Source organism: Haloplanus salinarum, assembly GCF_024498175.1.
GTDB classification, from domain to species: Archaea; Halobacteriota; Halobacteria; order Halobacteriales; family Haloferacaceae; genus Haloplanus; species Haloplanus salinarum.
Genome location: NZ_CP101823.1, coordinates 1,572,289 through 1,593,385, shown reverse-complemented (window position 1 = coordinate 1,593,385; position 21,097 = coordinate 1,572,289). Strand labels below are relative to the sequence as shown.

Below are 21,097 nucleotides of genomic sequence, written 5' to 3'. Positions count from 1 at the left end.
CTCAGTGAGGGTTTCAACAGAACGGGCGATCACTAGTGGATTAGTTCACACGTCGAACCCGTTCCGCCTGAGTGCCTCTGCCAGCTCACCGTCGGGATCAGCATCGAACTCGACCAACGATGACTCCGGTCTCGTTGTCGTATACAGTTCCGAGTCAATATTGTCGGGGATTTCGTTCGTGTGTGACTCGTCTACCACTGCAACTGATATTTTTGGCCTCGCGGACGTGTCTTGTGACTCGCTCACTAACTGACGGTACGGGAGAGCGACGGTTGACCTTTGGCATTCGGGTATGAAACGCTCGTCACGAGCAGCGCATTTGACGGGGAAATAGCACAACCGCACAATCCGTAGTGAGTGAACTCGATCGGGAAACGTCGTCGTGCTGTATTCGCGCGCTGTATTCAGCAGACCTCATAGTAGAAGTTCCGGGCAGATGTACGTGAACTGGCCGTCGTCGTCGGTGACGACGACAGTTTCCCGGATATTCGAGAGGACGGTTTGATGGAGGTGGTTCAGGCGAGTGATTTCCTGCGCACGTTCCTTGCGCTCGGTGATGTCGCTTGCAACCCCAAAGATGGCAACGGGGTCGTCCGGATCCGAATGGGTACCGATATCGTAGATGGGCGTCTTCGAACTCAGATAGAATCGTTCCTCGCCGTCTACCACGATACGTTTCACCTCCTGTCACGGGGTCGTATGTTCGGACATCCTTGACCCGAAGAACTATCGTGAAGTCCGAACCGGCGGTTTCAGGTCGGTAACGCGAAAAAGAGCGCGGCTATAAAGAGGACGATTGCTGCTCCGATGAGCGTTACAATGTACATCCCAGCAGCGACTCCGAGGCCGGCGATAGTCCGAAGCGTCAACCACTGCTCCATCGATCGTTGCCAACAATACAGACGAACACCTATCGTTCCAAGGCCCCACACCGCTATTGGATAGGCTATGAGCACCGCGACGAGTCGAAATTCCCGAAACTGCGGATCGCTCTGCGTGGACCCGACGTGAAGCACCTGCCAGCCAGCAACGATGGCGACCCCCTGACCGAGTGCGATAACCCCGACCAGTAGCAAATAGTTCACCGGGAATCGGTCAGTTGGCCAGCTATCGAGTCGGGCACGAAAGTCCGACACCGTGAGTGACGGGAGACACCCGAGGGCAACAACGCCGAGTACTGCCAGATACTGCAACAGCGTCGTCGCGAACTCTCCGACGGACGAATACGGAATCACAGTGCCTGTGAGCGTTGGCTACTGTATATTTTTGTCTTTGACTTAATGGGTGATTGAAGCCATACTGTGGCCAACTACCATACCTGACCACTACAGGACGAGGTTTTGCTGGTTCGAACGTTTTCGGGCGAGTCCTGCCCCGTGTTTTGTATTCGTCATGCACCGGTAGGTCCGTTCGGGAGATGGCCCCTCGTCACGATATTGAACGCTCCCTGAAACGCGATGAGGTGGAACACCAATAGAAGACTTCAGCCGGATACCAACAGTTGGCTCTTTGAGATTTTGCTCCTGCTTCACTGAGGCCCCCTCATGTCCCGCAATTCGAGTAAGGCCCAGAATACGAACGTGGTCGAAAAAGAAAGTGCTATCCCATTCAGTGGTGAAAATATCACTGCGCCGACAGCAAATGAGCCAACCATCCAGAGGGTGACGAGCAGACCCCTATATTTCATATGGGGTTTCTGTTCGCCGACCTGTATGTACCCCCCGAACGGTTTCAGTAGTCGCAATGGATGGCGCATATATATCAACGGTACTGCAGCGCAAGTATCGATAGAAAGGCCGTCACGCCGACAACGAGCATCGTCACAAGGATACGACTCGGTAGAGGACTCGTTTTTCGTCGGGAATCGCTTCCGGTTCGAAGTACCCCGAGAGTAGCCCACCGCGGAAGAATGCTAACGTGACTGCCGAAATACCGATAGCCAGCGATACGGTCCTTGATTCGGGAAGAGCAGCCTGCCCCATCCAGAGACTCATAAGCAACATCGATAGCCCAAAGCCTGAGCGGCGCTAGGTATCCTCGGTCGTCCAGCGGCGTTTGTAATTGAAATGGAATTTTCGTTCACAACGATACGACGGCTCGACAAACGGAAGTTCAGTCGTCAGCCGCTAATACGTGCGTTTCCGAGCTGTTTCGATCTAATATCGACGCGATCATGAATTAATATGCCGACCTAACCGTTGGATATCAGTCTTGTGTGGGATGGGGGTTGGATCGAGCGTCACGTTCGCCCTCACCGCGTGGAAGTTGAACAGTTACAACGGTTCCGGAGCTGTCGGCGTCGAACGAGAGCGTACCACCGAGTCGGGTGACGATCCACTGCACCATCCAGATGCCCAGTCCCCGACCATGACGAAGCTGTGACTGTTCGACAGATCCGAGCACTGCGTACTCCTGTTCGGGGATGCCTGGTCCCTCGTCTTCGATCGTAACCACCGCGTGTTCGGCGGATGCACGAACTGAGATGCGAACAGGTGGTTCATCCATCTCGGCGTGTTTCATGCCGTTGCTGACGAGTTCGGCTACAACGGTCCGGACGGCCTCACGACTGGTGTACAGCGTTACCGGCTCCGCGTCGACGGTCACGGTCCCTCCGAAATCGTCGGCGGTCTGTTCTCCTACCTTCCCGATGAGTTCCCCTATTTCGATCCGTTCCCGGTCGATGTGTTCTTGGGAGAGGAGTTGGTCCATCTCGGTGACGGTTTCGCTCACCGTCGCGAGCTCTCTGGCCGAATTCGCGATCTGTTTACCACGTTCCGGCTGGTCATCGAGGAGTTCCGCGTTGGCACGGATCACGTCTACTTTGTTACGGAGGTTGTGACGCAAGAGCCTCACGAGGACGTTTCTCCGTTGCTGGTTGCTCCGCCGCGCTGTAACGTCACGGAAGATGTAGATGTCCCCGGTCCGGTCACCGTTCCGTTCCGTCATCGGGCTGTGTGTCATCTCGAACCATCGGCGCCCGATTTCGGTCGTCAGTTCACGGTCGACGGGAGCATCGCGGAGTTCATCGGGTCCAACCCCGATGAGCGACTCGAAATCACGTCCGAAGGCGTCTCGGGACTGTGTCCCGAGAAACACCTGCCTCGCGGTTTCGTTCGTATAAATAATATTTCCACGCGTATCCGTTACGATCACGGCTTCCGAAACTTCTTCGAGAACCACGCCGCGGGCCAACCGTGCCTGTTTCGTGGTGTCTTCGGCTGCTTCGGTGAACACGCTCGCCGCCAATGGCACTCCAGAGCCGAGGACGGTGGCCAAGATGAGGTTCTGGACGACACTGTCTTGCAGGGGTGTGAGTGAGGCGGCGAACCCGACCATAACGAGACTGCTACCGCTGATTGGAAGGAGAACGCCTTGCCACAGAGGGACCAATTTGCGCTTGAGTGTCGCCTGTGAGAGCAGAAAGGTCCCCGCGACACTCCCGTACGTTGCCGAGATATTGATGATGGCCACCGAGGCGTCCTGGATCACTGATACCGGCAGTTGCGTCGCGAACACGAGGGCGACAGCCGTCCCGGTGCCACCGAAAAGTCGCTTGCGCGTGAGTTCTGGACCGCGACCGGTGTGTTCGACTGCGAACCACAACCAGGATATCGACGCCCCAAACAGGGCGACTCTCACACCGCTGAACAGCGTCTCGATATCAACGACTCTCAGCCGGACGGCCACGTCAAGGACGGCGACCACGGCGAGACATCCGGCAGTGATACCGAGACCGGTCGTCCCGAGTTCCGGTCGACGGGTGACGGCCGTGATTCCGGCCGTGACCAGGGTCACGACGAGCAGGACATCGGCGACGACGAGCGGGTCGATCATCGCTCACCCTCGAACCGGGGCTTGCGTGCGGGAAGCGCCAAGCGGAGATGCTCCCACGGGGTTCCGTCGACACCCACGTTCCCGCCAGCATCGATGGCAATCAACGAGAGCAGCTTCGCTGCGGGATGTTCCGCGGTGGGTTCCGACACCGGATCGGCCTCCTCGTCGCGGGAGTCCGTTCGTATATCGACGTATACGATTCCGTCGTATCCGTGACCGTCGGCTGCCATAACGGCCAGTTGCGGATCCGGCTGGCGGTTCGATGCGCCCGCATCGGATTCGGTACCCGACTCGGTGCTAGCGACCGATCCGTTGCGTGCGCCCCACCCTCCGATGTCGGCCTCGAACGAGATGGTCACCGAACGATTCCGGATCGTGACAGTGTCGAAAACGGCCGCGAACCCCGCAATCAAGAGCGGCTGCGGGACTGCGACGGTGTACGACTCTCCGGTCGCTTGGATGGCGTGTTCGTCTGCCTGTATCGAACTGCGCGCCGCGGCAGTCCGCATCCCTGTCAGCAGGTCGCTAGATTCTTCCAAGGAAGTCCCGGCGAGCGCTTGTTCCATCTCTCTTGCACGCTGCCCGACTGTGAGCAGGAGGTCGCTACGTGTCCGGATTCGTTCGCCCACACCCTCGGGGTCGGCCCGCGCGTCGTTCGGCGCGACTCCGGGGGTGTTACAACCATCCTGTTCTTCAACCGACGATGCGAGCCTTGCGATTTCGTCGAGCTGGACGCCGATCACTTCGGAGAGGAGATCGGTCAACATGCGCGTTTGCCGCTCGCGGAGCCGCTGGTCGGTCGCGTCTCTGAACAGCAGTACCGTGCCGAGAGGAACGCCGTCGGTGTCGTCAACAACCTCCGGAACGACGGTCAGGACTCCATCGCTCACTCGAATCAGTTGTCGCTCCTCGTGTGCCAGCACCGCATCGTCGAAGATACGTTGAACGGGTCGTCCGACCACGGCCGCCTGCTCGCAGCCGAACGTGTCTTCGGCGGCAGTGTTGAGGTCGACCACCCTGTCCTTACGGTCGATCGCCACGACCGGTTCCGACAACTCATCGACGATACGACTCTGGACTACCGGCCGGGCAACCGGAAGCTGTTCCAACGGCCGGTACCAGCGCAGCGTGGTCAAGAGCCCGCCGCCTGCAAGGAGCAGGACGACAGGAAAGATCCGCTCCGAGTGGGCAAATACCGACGACAGGATCGGAGCCAGGGCCAACACGAGAAGTGACCCAGCCGGTAAGAGCCCCTGTCCATACGGCACGGCATCTCGAGAGATTGCCGCCCAGAGAAGGATGGCGGCAGCGATAGCGTACAGCGGAGTAAGGACATCCGAGACGAGTCCGATTACGCGCTGAGCGAGGAGACCCGCCTGCGATGTCGTCTCGACACCCAGTTCGAACGGGAGGAAACTTACTACCAGCAATATAATCGGCAGCGATATCAAGAGCGTTCGAACCGACCGCGTGAGCCACTGGCCGCGCCCGGTAAACCTGATAGCGAACAGGAACGCGAACACAGCGACGAACCCGGAGGTGTTGTACAACGTGACGATCCATTGTCCTTGATACCGTGCCGGGTAGACGAACATAATTATGAAAGCGATACTACCGAGCGTGAGCAAACCCCCGACAGTAGCTAGCGCTCTGGCTCCAGGCCTGCTTCGTCGATTACACGCCGATCGAGTGAGTGCAGCTGCGATCAATAAAGCGGCGGCACCAAGTAGTGAGTGGGAGAGAGAAATCCCGTAGGGTGACATACAGCTACTGATTGGTTGTGATAGGTCGTGTATATAATTTCGGACGCATCGTCGGTGATCGGGCGTCAGCCGCAAATGAGGTGTGATTTTCGGGTAGTTGTATCCGAACCCGTCCCCCTCAGCGGCGTGGCTTGAACGTGCAGTCGTGCAGGCTTCATCTCTCCCGACCGGTGAGGCGGTCACGGTCGCTCGGTCGCGGGGACGCGTTCGGAGGTCGATTCTGGGGGCGCTGGACGGCGACCCGAAGACGACCTCCGAGATCGCGGAGAGAGTCGATACAGAACGTCCATCATTACTTGCGGCGCCTCGAAGAGAACGACCTCGTCGAACCGATCGACACGTGGTACTCGGTAAAGGGTCGAGAGATGACAATCTATGCACTCACAGCCGAGAAACTCGTCGTGCAGTTCGGAGCGGCCGAGCAGTCGTAGTGACGGATGACGAGCCCCATTCCCGGATATTAAAAATCGTCGCGCCCCTTTCAGCGACGGACGCGATCGATCGACGACGAGGAGCCGACTCCCGACGGGTCTCAGCTACTGGTGCTATCCCACTCGGTCCCCGTTCTCAGTTTGGTCGGTGACATCGGCGAGCGTAATATTGACCGTCGTGCCGTCGTCGTTTCGCTATACACACGTTCCGAGGGGACTGGTTCCGAGCTCCCCGACCTCCCCGATTCGGTTTTCGTCCGGAATTTCCGCCGTCAGGTCCACTTCGGCGACTGCTTTCGCCTGACGTGACCGTCGTCTGATCGAGGTGATTGGACCGAAGAGGATCACCCCCCCTGCTCAGCAAGAACCCGACTCCTGTTCACCCTCGAACCATCTGGCGAGACTCTCCGCCTCGAGTTCCGCGTTGGCTTCGACCGGGGCCAACTGTTCGTTCGTGACTGGATCGAAGACCCGACTGACGATCGCCGTCCCCCAGCGACGATAACGGCGGTAATGAGCAACGAGACAGCAAAGAGCTTCACCCGTATCGCGAGCGGATCTCTCCGGTAGAACGCCCTTACGGTCCATTCAGTAGTATTTGTGAGGGAACTATTAGGACCGGCTCCGATCGTCGATCCGTGCTCCCGGGACGCCGGTAGCGTCCACGGCTTCGTCCGGGGCGACATCTACACCCTCGGCCAGTTATCCCTAAGCGCCACCGAGTTCAGTCCACGCCGGGCGTTCACCCCCCGTTGGATGGGAACCTCCTCGATAGTGGCGTCTCATCTGTTCGACACACTTCGAAGCGATACGAACCGCTTCAGGGCGTCAGTTTCCGATAGTGAAACACAGGGGCTCCATCCATTAATTTCGGGACTCATCGTCACTATGCCCGCTCCGTCCCCCAGCGGGTGAGCTAGGTCCCCAACTCCCCAAACGCGTTCGTCGCTAATCGTGCATCGCTCCGTGCATCGGCCTTCCGATTTCGAGACCGAATCGAGTAGCCATCGCTGTATTCAGTCGACATAACATCCAAATCGCTGTCCGAGATATGGAACGATGATTTCCGGTACTACACTGACTACGCTGGTACTCAAGGCTCTGGCGTCCGCCCTTTTGTGTTGGACAACTTGGCGAGCTTCCCGGTCCAGAGACCAGCCCAGTGCGGAACCGTTTCTCGTACTCTCGATCACGCTAACTGTCTGGGCAGCCTCGTCGCTTGGGGCCACGGTCGTCGGCGTGGCGACCGTGCGCTTCCTCGAGTCGCTTTTCGACGTAGTGCAATTCGGTGCCCTACTGTTTCTCCCCGTGGCTTGGATCGCCTATGCACTCAGCTATGCCGGCCGCGGAATCATGGCGACACGGAAGCGGATCGTGCTGCTGTCTGGCATCGTGTTACCGGTGGTGATCGGTGCGGTCGCTCTCGCTAGTGATGCCTCCAAAACGGTCGTCGGACCGATACTCGGACTCGCGCTCGGATGGACGATCCTGTACGGCTTTCTGTTGTTCCTGTATGCCCTGTATGCGACGTATCTACTGATCGATCTCAGTTGGGGTCATCCTCGGGTGTCGAGCACACAGATAACCGTACTGACTGCCGGCGTTGCGGCTCCGAGCCTGCTCTCCGTTGCGGAGTCCAATACCTCACTGATCGGCGGCACGACGCTCGGTCTGCTCCTGTCGGGCGCTTTTCTGACCGCTGCGATACGACGGTACCCAGTACTGACCGGGTTCCCGAAAGCCGACTACGTCGCACGGACACGCGTAGTCGAAACCCTCCAAGAAGCGCTCGTCGTCCTCGACTGGGACGATCACGTCCTCGATATTAACGAGACGGCGGCAGAGTTGTTCGACGGTTCCACGGAGGGGATGATCGGGGAACCGGTTCAGTCTGTCATCGACGGACTCGAAGGGACCGAATTCCACACAGGTGCGACGGGAACAGTCGCACTTCGGACGTCCGAAGGGCGTCGACAGTTCCAATTTAGCGTCTCCGCGGTCGAGGAAGCCACGACCAACGATGAGGGTAATCCCGTCGCCAGAACCGTGCTCTTCCGAGACATCACCGACCGAGAGACCAGAGAACAGCGACTCACGGTTCTCAATCGTATCCTCCGACACAACGTGCGGAACGACTTGGACGTCGTGCTCGCGTACGCCGACCACGTCGACGACGAGGAGCTACGGACCGGCATTCGAGAGCGCGCGACCGACCTTCTCGAACTGAGTAACAAGGTCAGAGAGGCGGAGGCAGTCATGACCGAGAGTACCGATTCACCGGAATCGGTCGATCTGACTGACGTAGCCAGTACTGTCGTGGATCAGTTCCGATCCGAGAACGAATCGGCCGACATCTCGCTCGTCCACCCCGCCGAGGTGACTATCTCCTCTCATCGAGCCGTACTCCGACAGGTGCTTTTCGAGCTGGTGGAAAATTCACTCGAACACACGACTGCGGACGTGCCCCGCGTCGAACTCAGTGTTCGGGAGGTGTCGGACGGGACGGTCGAACTCTCCGTCGCGGATAACGGACCAGGGATTCCCGAGCGGGAACGAGAGATGCTCGCTGCCGGAACCGAGACACAACTCGACCACGGCCAGGGTATCGGACTCTGGTTCGTCAACTGGGCAGTCACTCAGTTAGGAGGGGAGATCCAGTTTCGGGAGAACGACCCCGAAGGTAGTCTCGTAACGATCCGGCTCTACGATTCGGTACGGTAACTGGCCGACACCCAACCGCAAAAGACGAGTACGACCCATAGAGCGGAAGCCAGTGTATTCCGACCGTCCGAGGACGGAGACCGTTCGTAATGCACCGAACGCCACTCTTTGGCCGAGCAACACCGTGACGGGGTTTTTATATATAGCGACAGATATCCCGACGTGGTTCGGATTGGTCCCCTCCAGTTGACCGAGACGTGGACGTACGCACTCGTCGGTGGGCTACTCGCACTCCCCTTCACCGCGCTCGAAGTGTGGCGATCCCCGGAAAACATAACCCTCGGAGCGGTCCTCGTCGGGAGCGTATTCGCCGGGTATCTGATCAAGCGACGCGGCGGGAACAGCACCGCGACCGGAATACGAGCCGCGCTTATCGGTGGAATACCGACTCTCTGGGCGCTGACCGAACTGCTTCGGGCGATCACGAACATCCCGAACCCGCCCTGGTTCCAAGCGGCCAGCGTCGGGATGGCACTCGCGTTCGGCGGCCTCATGTTCGTAATAGTGGCCCTCTCCGGAGCGCTCGCCGGTCGCTTCGGCGGCTGGCTGGCCGAACGGAGGGGTCGCGATGGTGTCGCCGACCCACGGAGTCGTACGTAGCGAGGACTCTCGGATGAAAGAAGCTATAGTAGCGATTGAAAGTCATTACACAGCCGATCGCAGTACTGCGTACGGTCGGCTGTGCAAACAGTTTCATACGGATTATTGTAACTGGTTGCCGGTGGTTCGCCGGACCGTCTCGGCGAACCACCGGTAATGACTTACAATAAACAGTATCAATCGCTACTATAGAACGCACTCTACACTACTAATGTTCCTGAGACACGACGCCTCTCTGTGTGACTACTATTTCTTCCTCGATTAACACGATGTCGAGTTCGTGGTGGTACGGTGTCGCCCTGTTCCCCCTCGTTGCGGTGGCGACGCTCCTCTCCGACTTCGGTTCGCGGACGTTTATTGTCGTGTCCTCGTCCGGCGGTGATCCGAACGTCGCTACTGGCATCGCGTCGTTCGTCCTCGCAGTGGCTTCGTTCTGGGGCGGTATCTTCGTGGCCCTCGTCGTTTTTGTGTGCCTGCTCGCAGACGTTCGAGCACTCGGTGACGACGAGCACTGGTCGCCGAGTATCGCGTGGAGCCTCGGCGGCCTCGCACATCTCGGGGCTGCCGTCTTCTCGCCGCTATTGCTCGTTTCGGTTCCTCTCCTGACGTGCTACCTGTATCGACGCCGTGGCCGTCTCGGACGCAGTTGACACTCCCTCCGACCGAACACTCCCCGGTCACGAACAGACAGCCGCCGGGGCTCGCACCCGCGGACGGGAGTCCCGGTCGGATTCGAAGCCGGTGTACCGAAGCTTGACCCAGTAGAGTCGCCCCTCGTATCGGGTAACCCACGACCCGGACGCGGTGTTCGCTGAAACCGCCGTGTGGCTGTGGAACGTCTCAACGAGGGATCGAAACGCCGTGTCGCTGGTGTTCTCCGCGCGGTACGTTCCGTCGGCCGCCTCGTTCACAACCTCTCGCGTGTTCGGATCGAGCCCCGACAACTCGAACACATACTCGTCCTGCAGACATGCGGCGTACGCGTCAGCGGTCGTCGCAACGGGTCTCGGTTGGTACCGATAGACGGTCAGAGAGCGTGGTTCGCTCGACGCGACATCGACTTCGACCAACGTTCCATCGTATCTGATCGCATCGTACTGCTGGTCGGCGATGACCGACCGGTTGAGTTCGGCTGGACTGTACGTTCGCCTCTCCTTGATGCTTGACCGACTGCCTTCCTCTGCCGTTATCACCGACAGGGGCGTCCGAAGCATCGCCCTGTCGACCGGCGGCAAGTCGTCGTACGCGACGGTTGCCCACCCGTTCCGATCGGCCTCGTCCGTAGTCGCGTTTCCATCGAATCCGTAGGTCAGTTCCCGCCCGCTCGTCGTGCCTACAGTCGTGTACGAAAGGGTGTAGAACCGGTCGCCCGTCCGGTATACCGTCGAATTGTTTTTGTGGGGCGGGTCCGTCGCAGCGACCGTCGCGGATTCGTTATCGACGGCCCGACTGAGAACGTGTGGCTGCGGGCCGCGTTCGTGTTCCTCCGCTAGTTCATCCTCGGAGACGGCCCTACTGGCGTGGTCGGCCAGTTCCGTGTCGTTGAGCGAGTCCATCGAGAGCGAACCGGCGGGCTGTGAACAACCGGCGAGTGCAACGAGACAGAACGCTGTGGCTGTGGCAACGAGCAGTCGAGTTTGCATATCGATACGACTCCTTCACCGGCTATTGAATGCTCAAACCGTATTTCGCAGTCAGCAACGGGCTGACTGTGAATACGTTCGAATATGTCACATCAGAGCGGGTACCGGGCGACGAGTCGCTAAGCCCGCTTTCCCGCCAGATGATGCGGAGAGGTTTCACGAAGAGTTTAGATACGCGGCAGTATCCGTGATTCAGTCCTGTCTCACCGTCCGAAACTGCCGGGACGGCGGTACAAATCCGCCTCAGGCGAGCGAACTCGTGGCGGACGCCGATCCACCGCGCAGCTGCACGAACGAGTCGGCGATGATGCCGTACATGAGGATGACGAGCACCGAATTGATGACGAGCGAGGCGAGTTGGCCGGCGGACGGCGAGACGAAGGCGAACACCGATCCGACCGCCCCACCGATAGCGCCGATGACACCGAACAGAACGACGAGTGCGAGCAGCCGCCAGCGGTTCCCACTCGCCAGGCCCCAACTTCGACGGAACGCCTCGATCGGACCCGTGTCTTCGACGGCGACGGCAAACACCGCGAACTGGAGACTCACGGCGAGGAACAGACCGGGAACGAGGAGGAACGCGAACCCGATCGGGATCGCCACTCCGAGAACGACGCTGACGACGAGCGCGGACAGGAACGCACGGCCGAGACGCCGGGTGAACAGATTCCCGGGGAGCGACGAGAGATCGGAGAGGTCACGTGCCAACAGCCGTGCGGTCACGAGAAAGATGCCGATGCCGAGCAACAGCGCGACGACGGCCACCCCGGCTGCAACCTCGGTCGATAGCGGGAGCGCGAAGCCGATCCCGGCGTCGCCGGATCGAACCTCCGATGGGAGCGTGTCCACGATGACCGCGTTGAATGACCCGACGAAGAGGACCTGATAACAGATCATCAGTACGAGCGCGACGATGCCACTGACCGAAAGCGAGCGTCGGGCACCACGCCCGATCGCTTTGCCTAACTGGAGGGCCATACGTGGTGTGTCGAGAGTGGGACGTGAGAAACGTCGTCCAGCGTTTCTCGTTCGGAAACCCCCGCGTGGGCCCGTCGTTCGCGTTCCGCTCGCTGCGGGGACGCCACGTCACGACGCTGTTGCAGGCCACGAAACGCCGCGTCGACAGCTTTTGAAACATCGGACTATGGGGAACTCGTGAACGGATATCGCGTACTGGGCCCCCTCCAGCTGCCGGTGGCGGCGGTCGGCGCAGGACTGGCAGCTTTCGGCTACCGGGCGCTCGTGAGGCTGCCATCGCCGGGCACGGGAGGGCTGTTCGGTCCGGCGGTTGCGCTCCTCTCGCTGTCGCTCGTCGTCTGGGCCGGTCTGTTTCTCCTCCCGCTCGGGCTGTTGATTCCGCCGACGGGTGGGTACGGCATCGAGTTCGACGACAGCCAGCGACGGCTGCTCGTGGGCACGACGATCACCGTGTCCGTTGGCCCGTTCGTCGGGGTCGGGATGGCGTTCGTGACGCCCTGGATCGTCCCGAAGACGCTGACGCTCAGTATGTGTGCGGCGCTGCTTCCGCTGTTTGCCACCCTTCTCTGGCGTGCCGGCCAAGCGCTCCGGTCGCACGCGGCATAGCGACGACGGCCGATCGACCCCGAATCGGTACTCGTGGCCCCCAACAGATCCGACCAAACAATGGTGTCGGTGTTGCCGACTCTGAAACCTCCACGGGGTATTCATCGGCCGCCATCCCGTCCCAACGTCCTGTGACCGTCATTAGCGCCACGGACCTCTCGAAGCGCTACGGCGACGTGCTCGCTCTCGACCGCGTCGATCTGACCGTCGAGGCCGGCGAGACGTTCGGCTTCCTCGGACCGAACGGCGCGGGCAAGTCGACGTTCATCGACATCCTGCTCGGATTCGTCGCGCCGACCGACGGCACACTGTCGGTGTTCGGCCACGACTGTCGGGACGACGGCGTCGCAGTCCGCGAACGTATCGGCGTCTTGCCGGAAGGGTACGCCCCGTTCGATGGACTCTCGGGCCGCGACCACGTCGAATACGCGATCCGGTCGAAAGACGTCGACGAGGACCCCGCCGACGTCCTCTCCCGTGTCGGACTCCGTGACGACGCCGCCCGCTCGGCGACGGACTACTCGAAGGGGATGCGTCAGCGGCTCGCGCTCGCGATGGCGCTCGTCGGGGAGCCGGACCTGCTCGTCCTCGACGAGCCGACGACCGGGCTCGATCCGAACGGCGCCGCGGAGATGCGGACCATCCTCCGCGAGGAGGCCGACCGCGGGGCGACCATCTTCTTCTCGAGTCACGTCCTCGAGCAGGTCGAGGCGGTCTGTGACCGAGTTGGCATCCTCCAGAACGGTCGGCTGATCGCGACCGACACCATCGCCGGGTTGCGTGAAGCGATCGGCGGCGGGACGAAGCTGGTCATCACGCCCGACCGGGTCGACGACGAAACCCTCGACGCGGTCGGGCGGGTCGAGGGCGTCGAGACGGCGGTCGAGCGCGACGGCACCATCGAGGCGACGTGTACGAACGATGCGAAGATGGACGCGCTGGTCGAACTCCACGACGCCGGCGTCGGGGTCGTCAACTTTCGCACCGAGGAGGCGTCGCTCGAGGATATGTTCGTCGAGTTCACCGGAGGCGACCGGGTGTGACGTGGCGCGTGATCGCCCGTCGGGACTGGCGAGTAGTACTCGATGCCCGACTCCCGAAGGCCGCGCTCGTCGGCCTGATCGGCGTCGTGTCCATCGCGGCGTACGTCTACCCCGTCGTCGGCACCCCGCCGATCACGACGAGTCGGTTCGGCGCCTTCGTCGGTGGGTGGCTCGGGGCGTTACTGGCTCCTATCGGCGTGTTGTTCGGATACGGCGCCATCGCCCGCGAACACGAATCCGGCGCGTTGCGGCTCGCGCTTTCGATGCCACACGGTCGGTCGACACTCGTACTCGGACGATTCGTCGGCCGAGCAGGCGTGCTGGGAGCCGCCATCGCCGTCGGGATGGTGATTGCGGGTGTCCTGGTCGTCTACCCGTTCGGAACGCTGCAGCCCCTCCGCTTGCTGGCGTTCGTCCTCCTGTGCGTCGCCCACGGCGCCATCTGGGTCGGGATCGGCGTTGCAGCATCCGCGCTGGTCGCGACGAACCGCCGGGCACTCGTTCTCGGCGTCGCCGCACTCTTCGTACTGGTTATCGTCTGGGACCCCGTCACTGCGGGGACCGAAGCTGGTCTGGTGGCAGCGGGGGTCACCGACGGGCCGATCCGTACCGCGGTTCGGGTTAGCGCCCAACTCGACCCCGGGAGCGCCTTCGAGACGCTCGTTACCGCCTTGGCTGCGAGCGATCGGGGGGCTGGCACGTGGTACGACGGGCCGGCGCTGGCACTTCCGGTCTTCGTCGGCTGGCTCCTCGGTCCACTGTCGGTAGCGGTACTCCGGTTCGAGTGGAGGGACCTCGCGTGACGTGGCGCGACGTCGCCCTCCGGGACGTTCGTGCCGCCAGCCAGTCAGTCGGCATCTGGATCGTCGGCGGGGTTCAGATCCTCCTGTTCGTCGGCGTCGCCGCCGTCGAATTCGTGCTCGACGACGGCTCGTTCCCGACGTATATCGATAGCCTCACCGGGGTCGTCGCGGTGACGACTCCGCTCGTTGCGCTCTTGCTCGGGTACAAGTCGATCCTCGCGGAGCGAACCGGTGGACAACTCCGACTCGCACTCTCCGTCCCACACTCCCGCCGGGACGTGGCCGTCGGCAAATTCGTCGGGCGGAGTGTCGTTTTCGTCGTGCCGACAGCGCTCGCGCTCTGTCTCGCCGGCGGCGTAGCCACCGTCCTCGCTAACGGGAGCGTGCCGTGGCCGTGGCTGCCGTGGTTCGTCGGTGTAACGGTACTGTACGGGGTGGCGTTCGTCGGGCTGGCAGTCGGCGTCTCGTTATCGACAGCGACTGGTCGACGCGTGACCGTCGGTACTATCGGTGCGTATCTAGTGTCGGTCGTCCTCTGGGAAGACCTCCATACGGCGGTGCTGTTGATCCTCCATCGGTTCGACACGGCAGTCACGAACGACATGCCCGGCTGGGCTCTCTTCGTCCGCCTCGCGGCACCGAGTGAGTCCTTCGACCTGCTCGTCCGGACTGGGTTCGCCGTGGATCGGGCCGGTCGGTACGTCGACAGTGGCGTCGCGTATGTCGCTTGGCCGGCCGCCCTTGGACTGCTACTCGCGTGGACGTTCGTTCCCGTCGCGCTGGGCTACCTCCGGTTCAAGACTGCCGACCTCTAGCGGATGTGGATTCTCGGTGTGGGGGACAGTTCGGAGCCGTTTGTAACAGGCCTAGGCGGCTCCGTCGCAATACAGGGATCGTTGGCAACCGATGCCGCGCCGAACAGGCGTGTCTCGGGATGTACGCTGAGGTGATCGGCTCTCGGAGTAGCCTGCGAAAATGAAGGGGAGAAATCCGAATCGGGCAGTCGAACAGAGGAGCCCGAGATGTTTTACACCAAAATGAAAAGCAAGGGGGTGAGCGCTGTGGAATTTCACACGTCTCTCACATCGACTGATCGGGTTTTGAGGTTACTCGTGACAGCAGTCGTGGTTGGATGGTAACTCTCTGTCAGTAGTGGCTTCACAGCAACAGCAGCTCGGATACTGACCGTCGGTGGCCGCGCTCTCGGAGCCAGTAGACAGATGTTCGAACGGTATCGTGAACGGTGAACAGCGGGCTGTACAGTTGATTCACCAGCTTTATGCTGAAACAACCACGGACTTCGTGCTGAACCCATCTTCCGTATCTCGCACACGACTACGACGGCTGTCGGGTAGTTCGGCAAGTTGGTGCTGCATACAGCGCGCTCATGTCGGGGACGCTACGTTCAGTGATTGAGTCGCACTTTTCGACGTATAGTCTACACACTCACGCGAACTCCCCCTGTTCAGCCATCTCAAACTCAAATCGTGCCCCACCATCAGTTCCATCGAGTACAGACAGCTCCCAGCCGTGGGCTTCCACGATTCGTTTTACGATGGTCAACCCGAAACCAGTACCGCCCTGTGCCGAGGACTGCCCCGGTTCGAACACTTCGTCACGCTGTTCGACTGGAATTCCTGGTCCATCGTCTTCGACGTAGATTCCCGTTTCATTGTGAGATCCGACACGGACGGCTACGTCCGACCCACCGTGTTCAACGGCGTTCCGGAACAGGTTCTCGAACACGTGTCGTAACCGCCCTGGATCGCCTTGGAAGGTCATCTCGTCGACGATCTCGATGGTTGCGTCGGCCGTGTCTACTGTCGCCCAGCACTTCCCGACGAGGTCAGTCAAACTGACCGACTCCGTTTCGCTTATCGTGTCGCCTTGGCGAGCAAGCGTCAACGTGTCCTCGACGATTGCCTCCATCCGGTCGAGCGCCTGCAGGAGTGGATCGAGATGATCGCTTTCCGTTTGCTCTGCGAGGAGCGTTGCACGACCCCGTGCGACGTTGAGTGGGTTGCGCAAATCGTGAGAAATAACACTCGCAAACTCCTCGAGACGCTCGTTTTGCTGGCGTAATTGTCGCTCCCGTTCGACGCGTTCAGTCACGTTCCGAGTGACCCCAACGAGGCGAGTTATCCCACCATCGGAGACTACCGGCGCAAGTTTCGTCTGCCAGAAGCGTGCTCCTTCGCCGACCCGGAGTTCCTCTTGATACGAGATCGGTTCGCCAGCGTTGACACAGCGGTGGTAGTTCGCTTCTAACTCGGTTCCTTGCTCCTCACCGAATATCTCTCGTGGAGTCTGACCTTGTACTTCCTCGGTCGTAATGCCGGTTTGGTGCTCGTAAGAGGGACTGAGGCGTTCGAATTCGAATCGGACAGTATCCCCGTCTTCTTCCACATTGATGAGAAAGATGGCATCCTCCACGTTGTTCAAGAGGGCCTCGTACTCTTCGGCGAGCTCTTGGAATTCGAGCTCGTACTCCTTCCGCTCGGTGATATCACGACTGCTAAGCAGAATCCCGTCGATGACGTCGTCGTCGAGTCGATTCCGCACCGTGGCTTCGATCCAGCGCCACGAGCCGTCGGCGTGGCGGAAGCGGACTTCGACCGTCTCGGATTCGGATGGGTCCGAGAGAACGGTCTCCAGCGCGTCGGCGTTACGTTCTCGATCCTCGGGATGGACGAACTCGTATCCTTCGTGACCGATCAATTCGTCGGGGTCGTAGCCGAGAATCCGTGTGACGGCCGGACTGACGTAGGTTATCGTCCCGTCGGTATCGACGACTGTCGCGAGATCGTTCACCTCCTCAACGAGCGTCCGATACCAGCCATGCCCACGTTGGTCGTTCTCTCGAGGAGTCGTATCGTCTTCCATTAGTCGTACTGTGTCCACTACACGTGTATGTATTTCGAACGGAGGTGTTTCAGAGAGTGGAACAGTGACCGGCGGTTGATACACTAGACAGACTATCACTATGACATGACTCGGAGTCAACAGTTCGATACTGCAGCAGCTGGCGGATGGTCACTCGCGAACCGTCTCTTCGGCGTCGGCTTTCGTCGTGAGACCTACGCGAACCTAGCGTATCTGCTCGCCCGGTTTCCGCTCGGCATCGTATACTTCACGGTCTTGGTAACCGGCCTCAGCCTGGGGGTGGGACTGGTTCCGATGGTCGTCGGACTCCCGATACTGGTCGGTGTTCTCGCGCTCGGCGGCTGCATCGGGGTTGTCGAAGCGGAGCTCTTGAGCCGACTCCGCAGGCGTGACGTGTCCGTCACCCTCGCCGACCCTCGCGAACTGTCGGTGACGGAGTATCCGAAAACCGTCGCAACCACCCCCCGAAACTACCTGCTCGTCGCGTTCGGGTTGGCATCGTTCGTCGTCGGTATTCCGTTGTTCGTTGCCATTACCGTCGTGTTTTCGATTGGGTTCACGCTCGCTGCCACGCCCTTCGTCTACTGGATACCCGGTGTCGGATACGACTTCACAGGCCTCCGTGGCACCATCGGAGTCGGGTGGTTGTCCGTCGACGCCGGGTCTGTGGTCGGAGCCAGCATCAATACGCTTCCGGAGGCGCTGGCCGCGTCAGCGGTCGGTGTCGTCGTCTGTCTCGCAGGCCTGCACGCAGTCAACCTGGGCGCTTGGCTACTCGCCGGACTGACCGAGCGCCTACTCACTTTCCAGTCGGAGTGATCGTTCTCCGTCTCAATACGGGACCGATCCGTCGCAACACACGGCGGACTGACGTTCTAGACGCTCGACAGCTCGCTCGGCGAACATTCCGATGAGCGCGATGCTCCCGCCGATAGCCGTGTAGAGCGCTAGGATCGCACTGATTCCGTAGCCTTGGAGAGAGCCGATGCTCGATAGCCAGAGCATCGCGAGAAGGCCGCTCAGTCCCCCGGTGACAATCGGGGCACGTGCGACGACCATCGGCAGTCCCCCGACGACTGCAGGTGCCAGCGACGTCGCGACGAACGTGCCGAGGAATCCAGCCGCGGCGAGGACGACTATCAGCGCACTCAGCGGTCGTTCACGCCTGTGGTATCGCTTCGCAATGGCGAGTACCTCTCGTGGCCGGCCGACGGGTCGTGTGGAGGGCAACAACAAGCGATCAGCGTGGCGGTCGTGGGGTTGGGAACTGCTCCGTTGGTTCGACGAACGCAGCGATCCGTGTGAATCCCCGGACACTGACGAGTCGCGTCCACGGGTGCGGTGATCGCTACGCCGGCTGGAATCGGCGTGAGACGTAGAGGAGAACGGCTCCGAACGTCGCAGTCACGGCCGCCTCCGGAGTGACGACGGGCGGACAGGACTCCCCGGCCGTGCAAACCCGTACACTGCCGATTACCTCGGCAATGATGAGAAACGCCCCACCGAGTAGCAGCGTCACCCGCGAGAGCCTGTCCAGATACGCTCGGAGTCGAGGGACGACATCCGTACTCACACGATACCGCTACACGGCTACGACACTTCAAGATTAGCAGCCGGTTGCACTCGCCGAGCAGCGACGACCACGCTGAAGTCGTTACGGCTCGTCACGAACGGGATCTGAGCAGTTCACCGGCACGCTCGGGGTCCGGAACGAATGCGACCGACGACCTCGGGTCCTGCACGGAGTCGCCGTCCGTGGAGCTCGAAATCCGATCGAAAAACACCGTTCCGGCATCAAGCCAGAGCGGGCTTCCGAACAGCCCACGCTCGACCGAGACGTTCCGGACGCCGTCGTACGACGCCGTCCACTGTGGTCGTCCGAGGTATCGGTCGTACGCCACCACCTCGGACTCGTAAAATTCGTATTCGACGCCACCGAGCGCCAACAGCATATGTACCGCACTCATCGTCGAGAGAGCACAAACCGGACCGAAGAGAATAGCGGCCAAGGCCGCGGACACGACGATAGCACCGTCCAACAGGGCAAGAACGGCGACGACCATCACCCCCGCTACACCCACCCGGATCATGAACTGTCTCCAGTGCCCGAAGCGGTCGTCGACGACACCGCCGGTCGTCATCGCGTTCACGACCGCTGCGGCGAGGATAGACGCGCGAACCGGCGCCATCGTCTCCCGCGGTTCTCCGTCCGGAACCGGCGGCAGCGACGGGACGGACGTGTCCCGCTTTACGCGGGGATTCGACCGTTCTTGGGGCCCCGCTCCGTCACTAAACTCGGACGTGGCGGCTGTCCCCTCGTCGTCGGGAGGAACACGCGACACGTACCAGCCGTACGCGAAACGCGACACGATCAGCACGGCCGCAGAAATCGTCATCCCGGCGCTTGCGGTCTCCGGGCCTTCCTGTGAGAGTGTCCTGAGCGTCCACTCCGAGGCGAGCCACAACGATCCACCGTAGACGGCGAACACCAGTATCCGTTTCCGGGGAGTGACCGCGGAGGCGGGGTTGACCTCGTGTTTCCCAGAGGCCACGTACGATTTCAGCGCCAGCCACGATTTCGTCGCCGCTGCGACGAGCCCACCACAGACTAAAAGCGGTGTGGCCGGCGAACGCCACAGTTCTCCGGGGACGTCGACAGCCGCGACGTACGCCGTCGTGGTCGCCGAAAGGGTCAGTATGAACGCCGCTCCCCAGACCCCTGGAACGCTTCGCAGATAGATATCAGGAAGGCGGTCAGTCACGGTGACCGACCCACGCTTGTGGGCTAGGAGCCGGAACGGACGCTGAAAAAGGGTCGAACGACGGTCCGTCTCGGGCCGCGAGAGCAACTGTTGGACCATCGTTCGGAGCGTCAGAAAGAGCAGGTCGATCCAGTACAGGACGGCGACGGCTAGCAGCGAGAGGTGTCCGTACGACAGGGCGGCTACCGCGGCGACGGTCTCGACACAGACCGTCCCCACGAGTACTCTACGATCCCCGATCAGACGCATGGATTCCGTGATTCGGGACGCTCGAAGCCGCGTACGGATCCGTTTTGGTGGGCGACGTATGAGTCGAGCGTAACGCGCGACATCGGTCGAACGCACGACCGCGTGGCGGAATCGTTACTCGAACGCGCACCGAGAGACGCGTCGTCCGTGAAGGGGATCTCCACACCTGCGACAGGGGCACGAAACGATACAGCGATACTGTACAGCCAGCCGAGGGTGACGAACGCTACCGGTGACGTATGCACGTCTCGCACGGACAACTACACATCGACGACATGGAATAAGTGCGGGGGCGTATTTCGCGGCCCGAAACGCGACAGCGATCGAGTGACCGAACCGTAGCGGTATGTCTCGGCTCGGCGCCGGTTTCTCGCGTGGAAACAGGAGCCCGCATTTATTCACGGTCAGCCGGACGTTCGAGTATGGTCACCGCTGGCGAGGACCCCGCCCGTTCAAGCGGCGCGAAGACACGGACTGCTGTCGCAGTCGTCGCCACTGCTCCGCGAGGCAGGGGACCCGGTACGTTAGCGACGTGGTCGATAAATCGGGGGCGTTCCTGACTGATGCTGGCTGGCAACTGGACTCCCATCACCAGCTGGTCGGAAGCGCTGTCACGGGAGCAGCAATCCATGGTTCACGGGTCGCTCTGGTTCGTCGTCGTTTCGGTGACAGCGTTTTTGCTCACCGGGAGAACAGGTGTCGAGGCTCTCTCGGTCGGAGCGGTAAGTGGCATCCTGTACGCGGGGGTGGTGTACGTATGGAACCCGTACTGAGCGGG

Annotated in this window: 19 protein-coding genes; 8 read left to right on the top strand and 11 right to left on the bottom strand. The window is 61.0% G+C overall.

What is annotated here, in order from left to right; all coding sequences use genetic code 11:
* Positions 1 to 45: 45 nt before the first annotated feature.
* The 5 genes from NO364_RS08200 to NO364_RS08180 form a co-directional block, all read right to left on the bottom strand.
* A complete protein-coding gene (locus tag NO364_RS08200) occupies positions 46 to 246 on the bottom strand; it encodes a hypothetical protein (RefSeq protein ID WP_157687955.1) in 201 nt (66 codons plus the stop codon).
* Positions 247 to 414: 168 nt separating this feature from the next.
* Complete coding sequence (locus NO364_RS08195) at positions 415 to 669, bottom strand: PAS domain-containing protein (RefSeq protein ID WP_257629047.1); 255 nt, start codon at positions 667 to 669, stop codon at positions 415 to 417.
* A gap of 83 nt (positions 670 to 752) precedes the next feature.
* On the bottom strand, positions 753 to 1,235 hold the full coding sequence (locus NO364_RS08190) for a hypothetical protein (RefSeq protein WP_157687957.1): 483 nt from the start codon (positions 1,233 to 1,235) through the stop codon (positions 753 to 755).
* Between the two features lie 970 nt (positions 1,236 to 2,205).
* The gene (locus tag NO364_RS08185; RefSeq protein WP_157687958.1) at positions 2,206 to 3,834 is read right to left on the bottom strand and encodes a PAS domain-containing sensor histidine kinase; all 1,629 of its coding nucleotides are present in this window, start codon (positions 3,832 to 3,834) and stop codon (positions 2,206 to 2,208) included.
* The gene (locus NO364_RS08180) at positions 3,831 to 5,429 is read right to left on the bottom strand and encodes a PAS domain-containing protein (protein ID WP_420191833.1); all 1,599 of its coding nucleotides are present in this window, start codon (positions 5,427 to 5,429) and stop codon (positions 3,831 to 3,833) included. Before NO364_RS08180 ends, NO364_RS08185 begins: the two co-directional genes overlap by 4 nt.
* Positions 5,430 to 7,087: 1,658 nt before the next feature.
* Here NO364_RS08180 and NO364_RS08175 point away from each other — a divergent pair.
* Positions 7,088 to 8,749, top strand: a complete 1,662-nt coding sequence (locus NO364_RS08175; protein WP_157687960.1) for a sensor histidine kinase — start codon at positions 7,088 to 7,090, stop codon at positions 8,747 to 8,749.
* A 108-nt stretch (positions 8,750 to 8,857) separates the two neighbouring features.
* Positions 8,858 to 9,349, top strand: a complete 492-nt coding sequence (locus NO364_RS08170; RefSeq protein ID WP_257629045.1) for a DUF5518 domain-containing protein — start codon at positions 8,858 to 8,860, stop codon at positions 9,347 to 9,349.
* Positions 9,350 to 9,557: 208 nt separating this feature from the next.
* Here NO364_RS08170 and NO364_RS08165 read toward each other — a convergent pair whose 3' ends face one another.
* From NO364_RS08165 to NO364_RS08155, 3 genes are all read right to left on the bottom strand, one after another.
* Positions 9,558 to 9,752, bottom strand: coding sequence for a hypothetical protein (locus NO364_RS08165; protein WP_257629044.1), 195 nt, complete (start codon positions 9,750 to 9,752; stop codon positions 9,558 to 9,560).
* Between the two features lie 274 nt (positions 9,753 to 10,026).
* Positions 10,027 to 10,992 (bottom strand): hypothetical protein, encoded by a 966-nt coding sequence (locus NO364_RS08160; protein ID WP_257629043.1) that lies wholly within the window; start codon positions 10,990 to 10,992, stop codon positions 10,027 to 10,029.
* A 243-nt stretch (positions 10,993 to 11,235) separates the two neighbouring features.
* On the bottom strand, positions 11,236 to 11,973 hold the full coding sequence (locus NO364_RS08155; RefSeq protein WP_257629042.1) for a DUF7847 domain-containing protein: 738 nt from the start codon (positions 11,971 to 11,973) through the stop codon (positions 11,236 to 11,238).
* Between the two features lie 177 nt (positions 11,974 to 12,150).
* Here NO364_RS08155 and NO364_RS08150 point away from each other — a divergent pair, with 177 nt between their 5' ends.
* The 4 genes from NO364_RS08150 to NO364_RS08135 all read left to right on the top strand — a co-directional run bounded on the left by NO364_RS08150 (position 12,151) and on the right by NO364_RS08135 (position 15,240).
* Positions 12,151 to 12,579, top strand: coding sequence for a hypothetical protein (locus tag NO364_RS08150; RefSeq protein WP_257629041.1), 429 nt, complete (start codon positions 12,151 to 12,153; stop codon positions 12,577 to 12,579).
* Between the two features lie 131 nt (positions 12,580 to 12,710).
* Positions 12,711 to 13,622 (top strand): ABC transporter ATP-binding protein, encoded by a 912-nt coding sequence (locus NO364_RS08145; protein WP_157687965.1) that lies wholly within the window; start codon positions 12,711 to 12,713, stop codon positions 13,620 to 13,622.
* Entirely contained in the window at positions 13,619 to 14,425 is an 807-nt protein-coding gene (locus NO364_RS08140; RefSeq protein WP_257629040.1) for an ABC transporter permease, read from the top strand. Before NO364_RS08145 ends, NO364_RS08140 begins: the two co-directional genes overlap by 4 nt.
* Positions 14,422 to 15,240, top strand: coding sequence for an ABC transporter permease subunit (locus tag NO364_RS08135; RefSeq protein ID WP_157687967.1), 819 nt, complete (start codon positions 14,422 to 14,424; stop codon positions 15,238 to 15,240). Before NO364_RS08140 ends, NO364_RS08135 begins: the two co-directional genes overlap by 4 nt.
* 631 nt (positions 15,241 to 15,871) lie before the next feature.
* Here NO364_RS08135 and NO364_RS08130 read toward each other — a convergent pair.
* Positions 15,872 to 17,308, bottom strand: a complete 1,437-nt coding sequence (locus NO364_RS08130) for a PAS domain S-box protein (RefSeq protein WP_257629039.1) — start codon at positions 17,306 to 17,308, stop codon at positions 15,872 to 15,874.
* 105 nt (positions 17,309 to 17,413) lie between these two features.
* On the opposite strand from NO364_RS08130, the gene NO364_RS08125 reads away from it, so the two are divergent.
* Positions 17,414 to 18,127 (top strand): sensor domain-containing protein, encoded by a 714-nt coding sequence (locus NO364_RS08125; protein WP_257629038.1) that lies wholly within the window; start codon positions 17,414 to 17,416, stop codon positions 18,125 to 18,127.
* Positions 18,128 to 18,656: 529 nt separating this feature from the next.
* Here the strand turns inward: NO364_RS08125 and NO364_RS08120 are convergent.
* Together NO364_RS08120 and NO364_RS08115 are read right to left on the bottom strand one after the other, a co-directional pair.
* A complete protein-coding gene (locus tag NO364_RS08120; protein ID WP_257629037.1) occupies positions 18,657 to 18,881 on the bottom strand; it encodes a hypothetical protein in 225 nt (74 codons plus the stop codon).
* A 91-nt stretch (positions 18,882 to 18,972) separates the two neighbouring features.
* Positions 18,973 to 20,319 (bottom strand): hypothetical protein, encoded by a 1,347-nt coding sequence (locus tag NO364_RS08115; RefSeq protein ID WP_257629036.1) that lies wholly within the window; start codon positions 20,317 to 20,319, stop codon positions 18,973 to 18,975.
* Between the two features lie 563 nt (positions 20,320 to 20,882).
* Here NO364_RS08115 and NO364_RS08110 point away from each other — a divergent pair.
* Positions 20,883 to 21,092, top strand: coding sequence for a hypothetical protein (locus NO364_RS08110; RefSeq protein ID WP_157687972.1), 210 nt, complete (start codon positions 20,883 to 20,885; stop codon positions 21,090 to 21,092).
* Positions 21,093 to 21,097 lie beyond the last annotated feature (5 nt).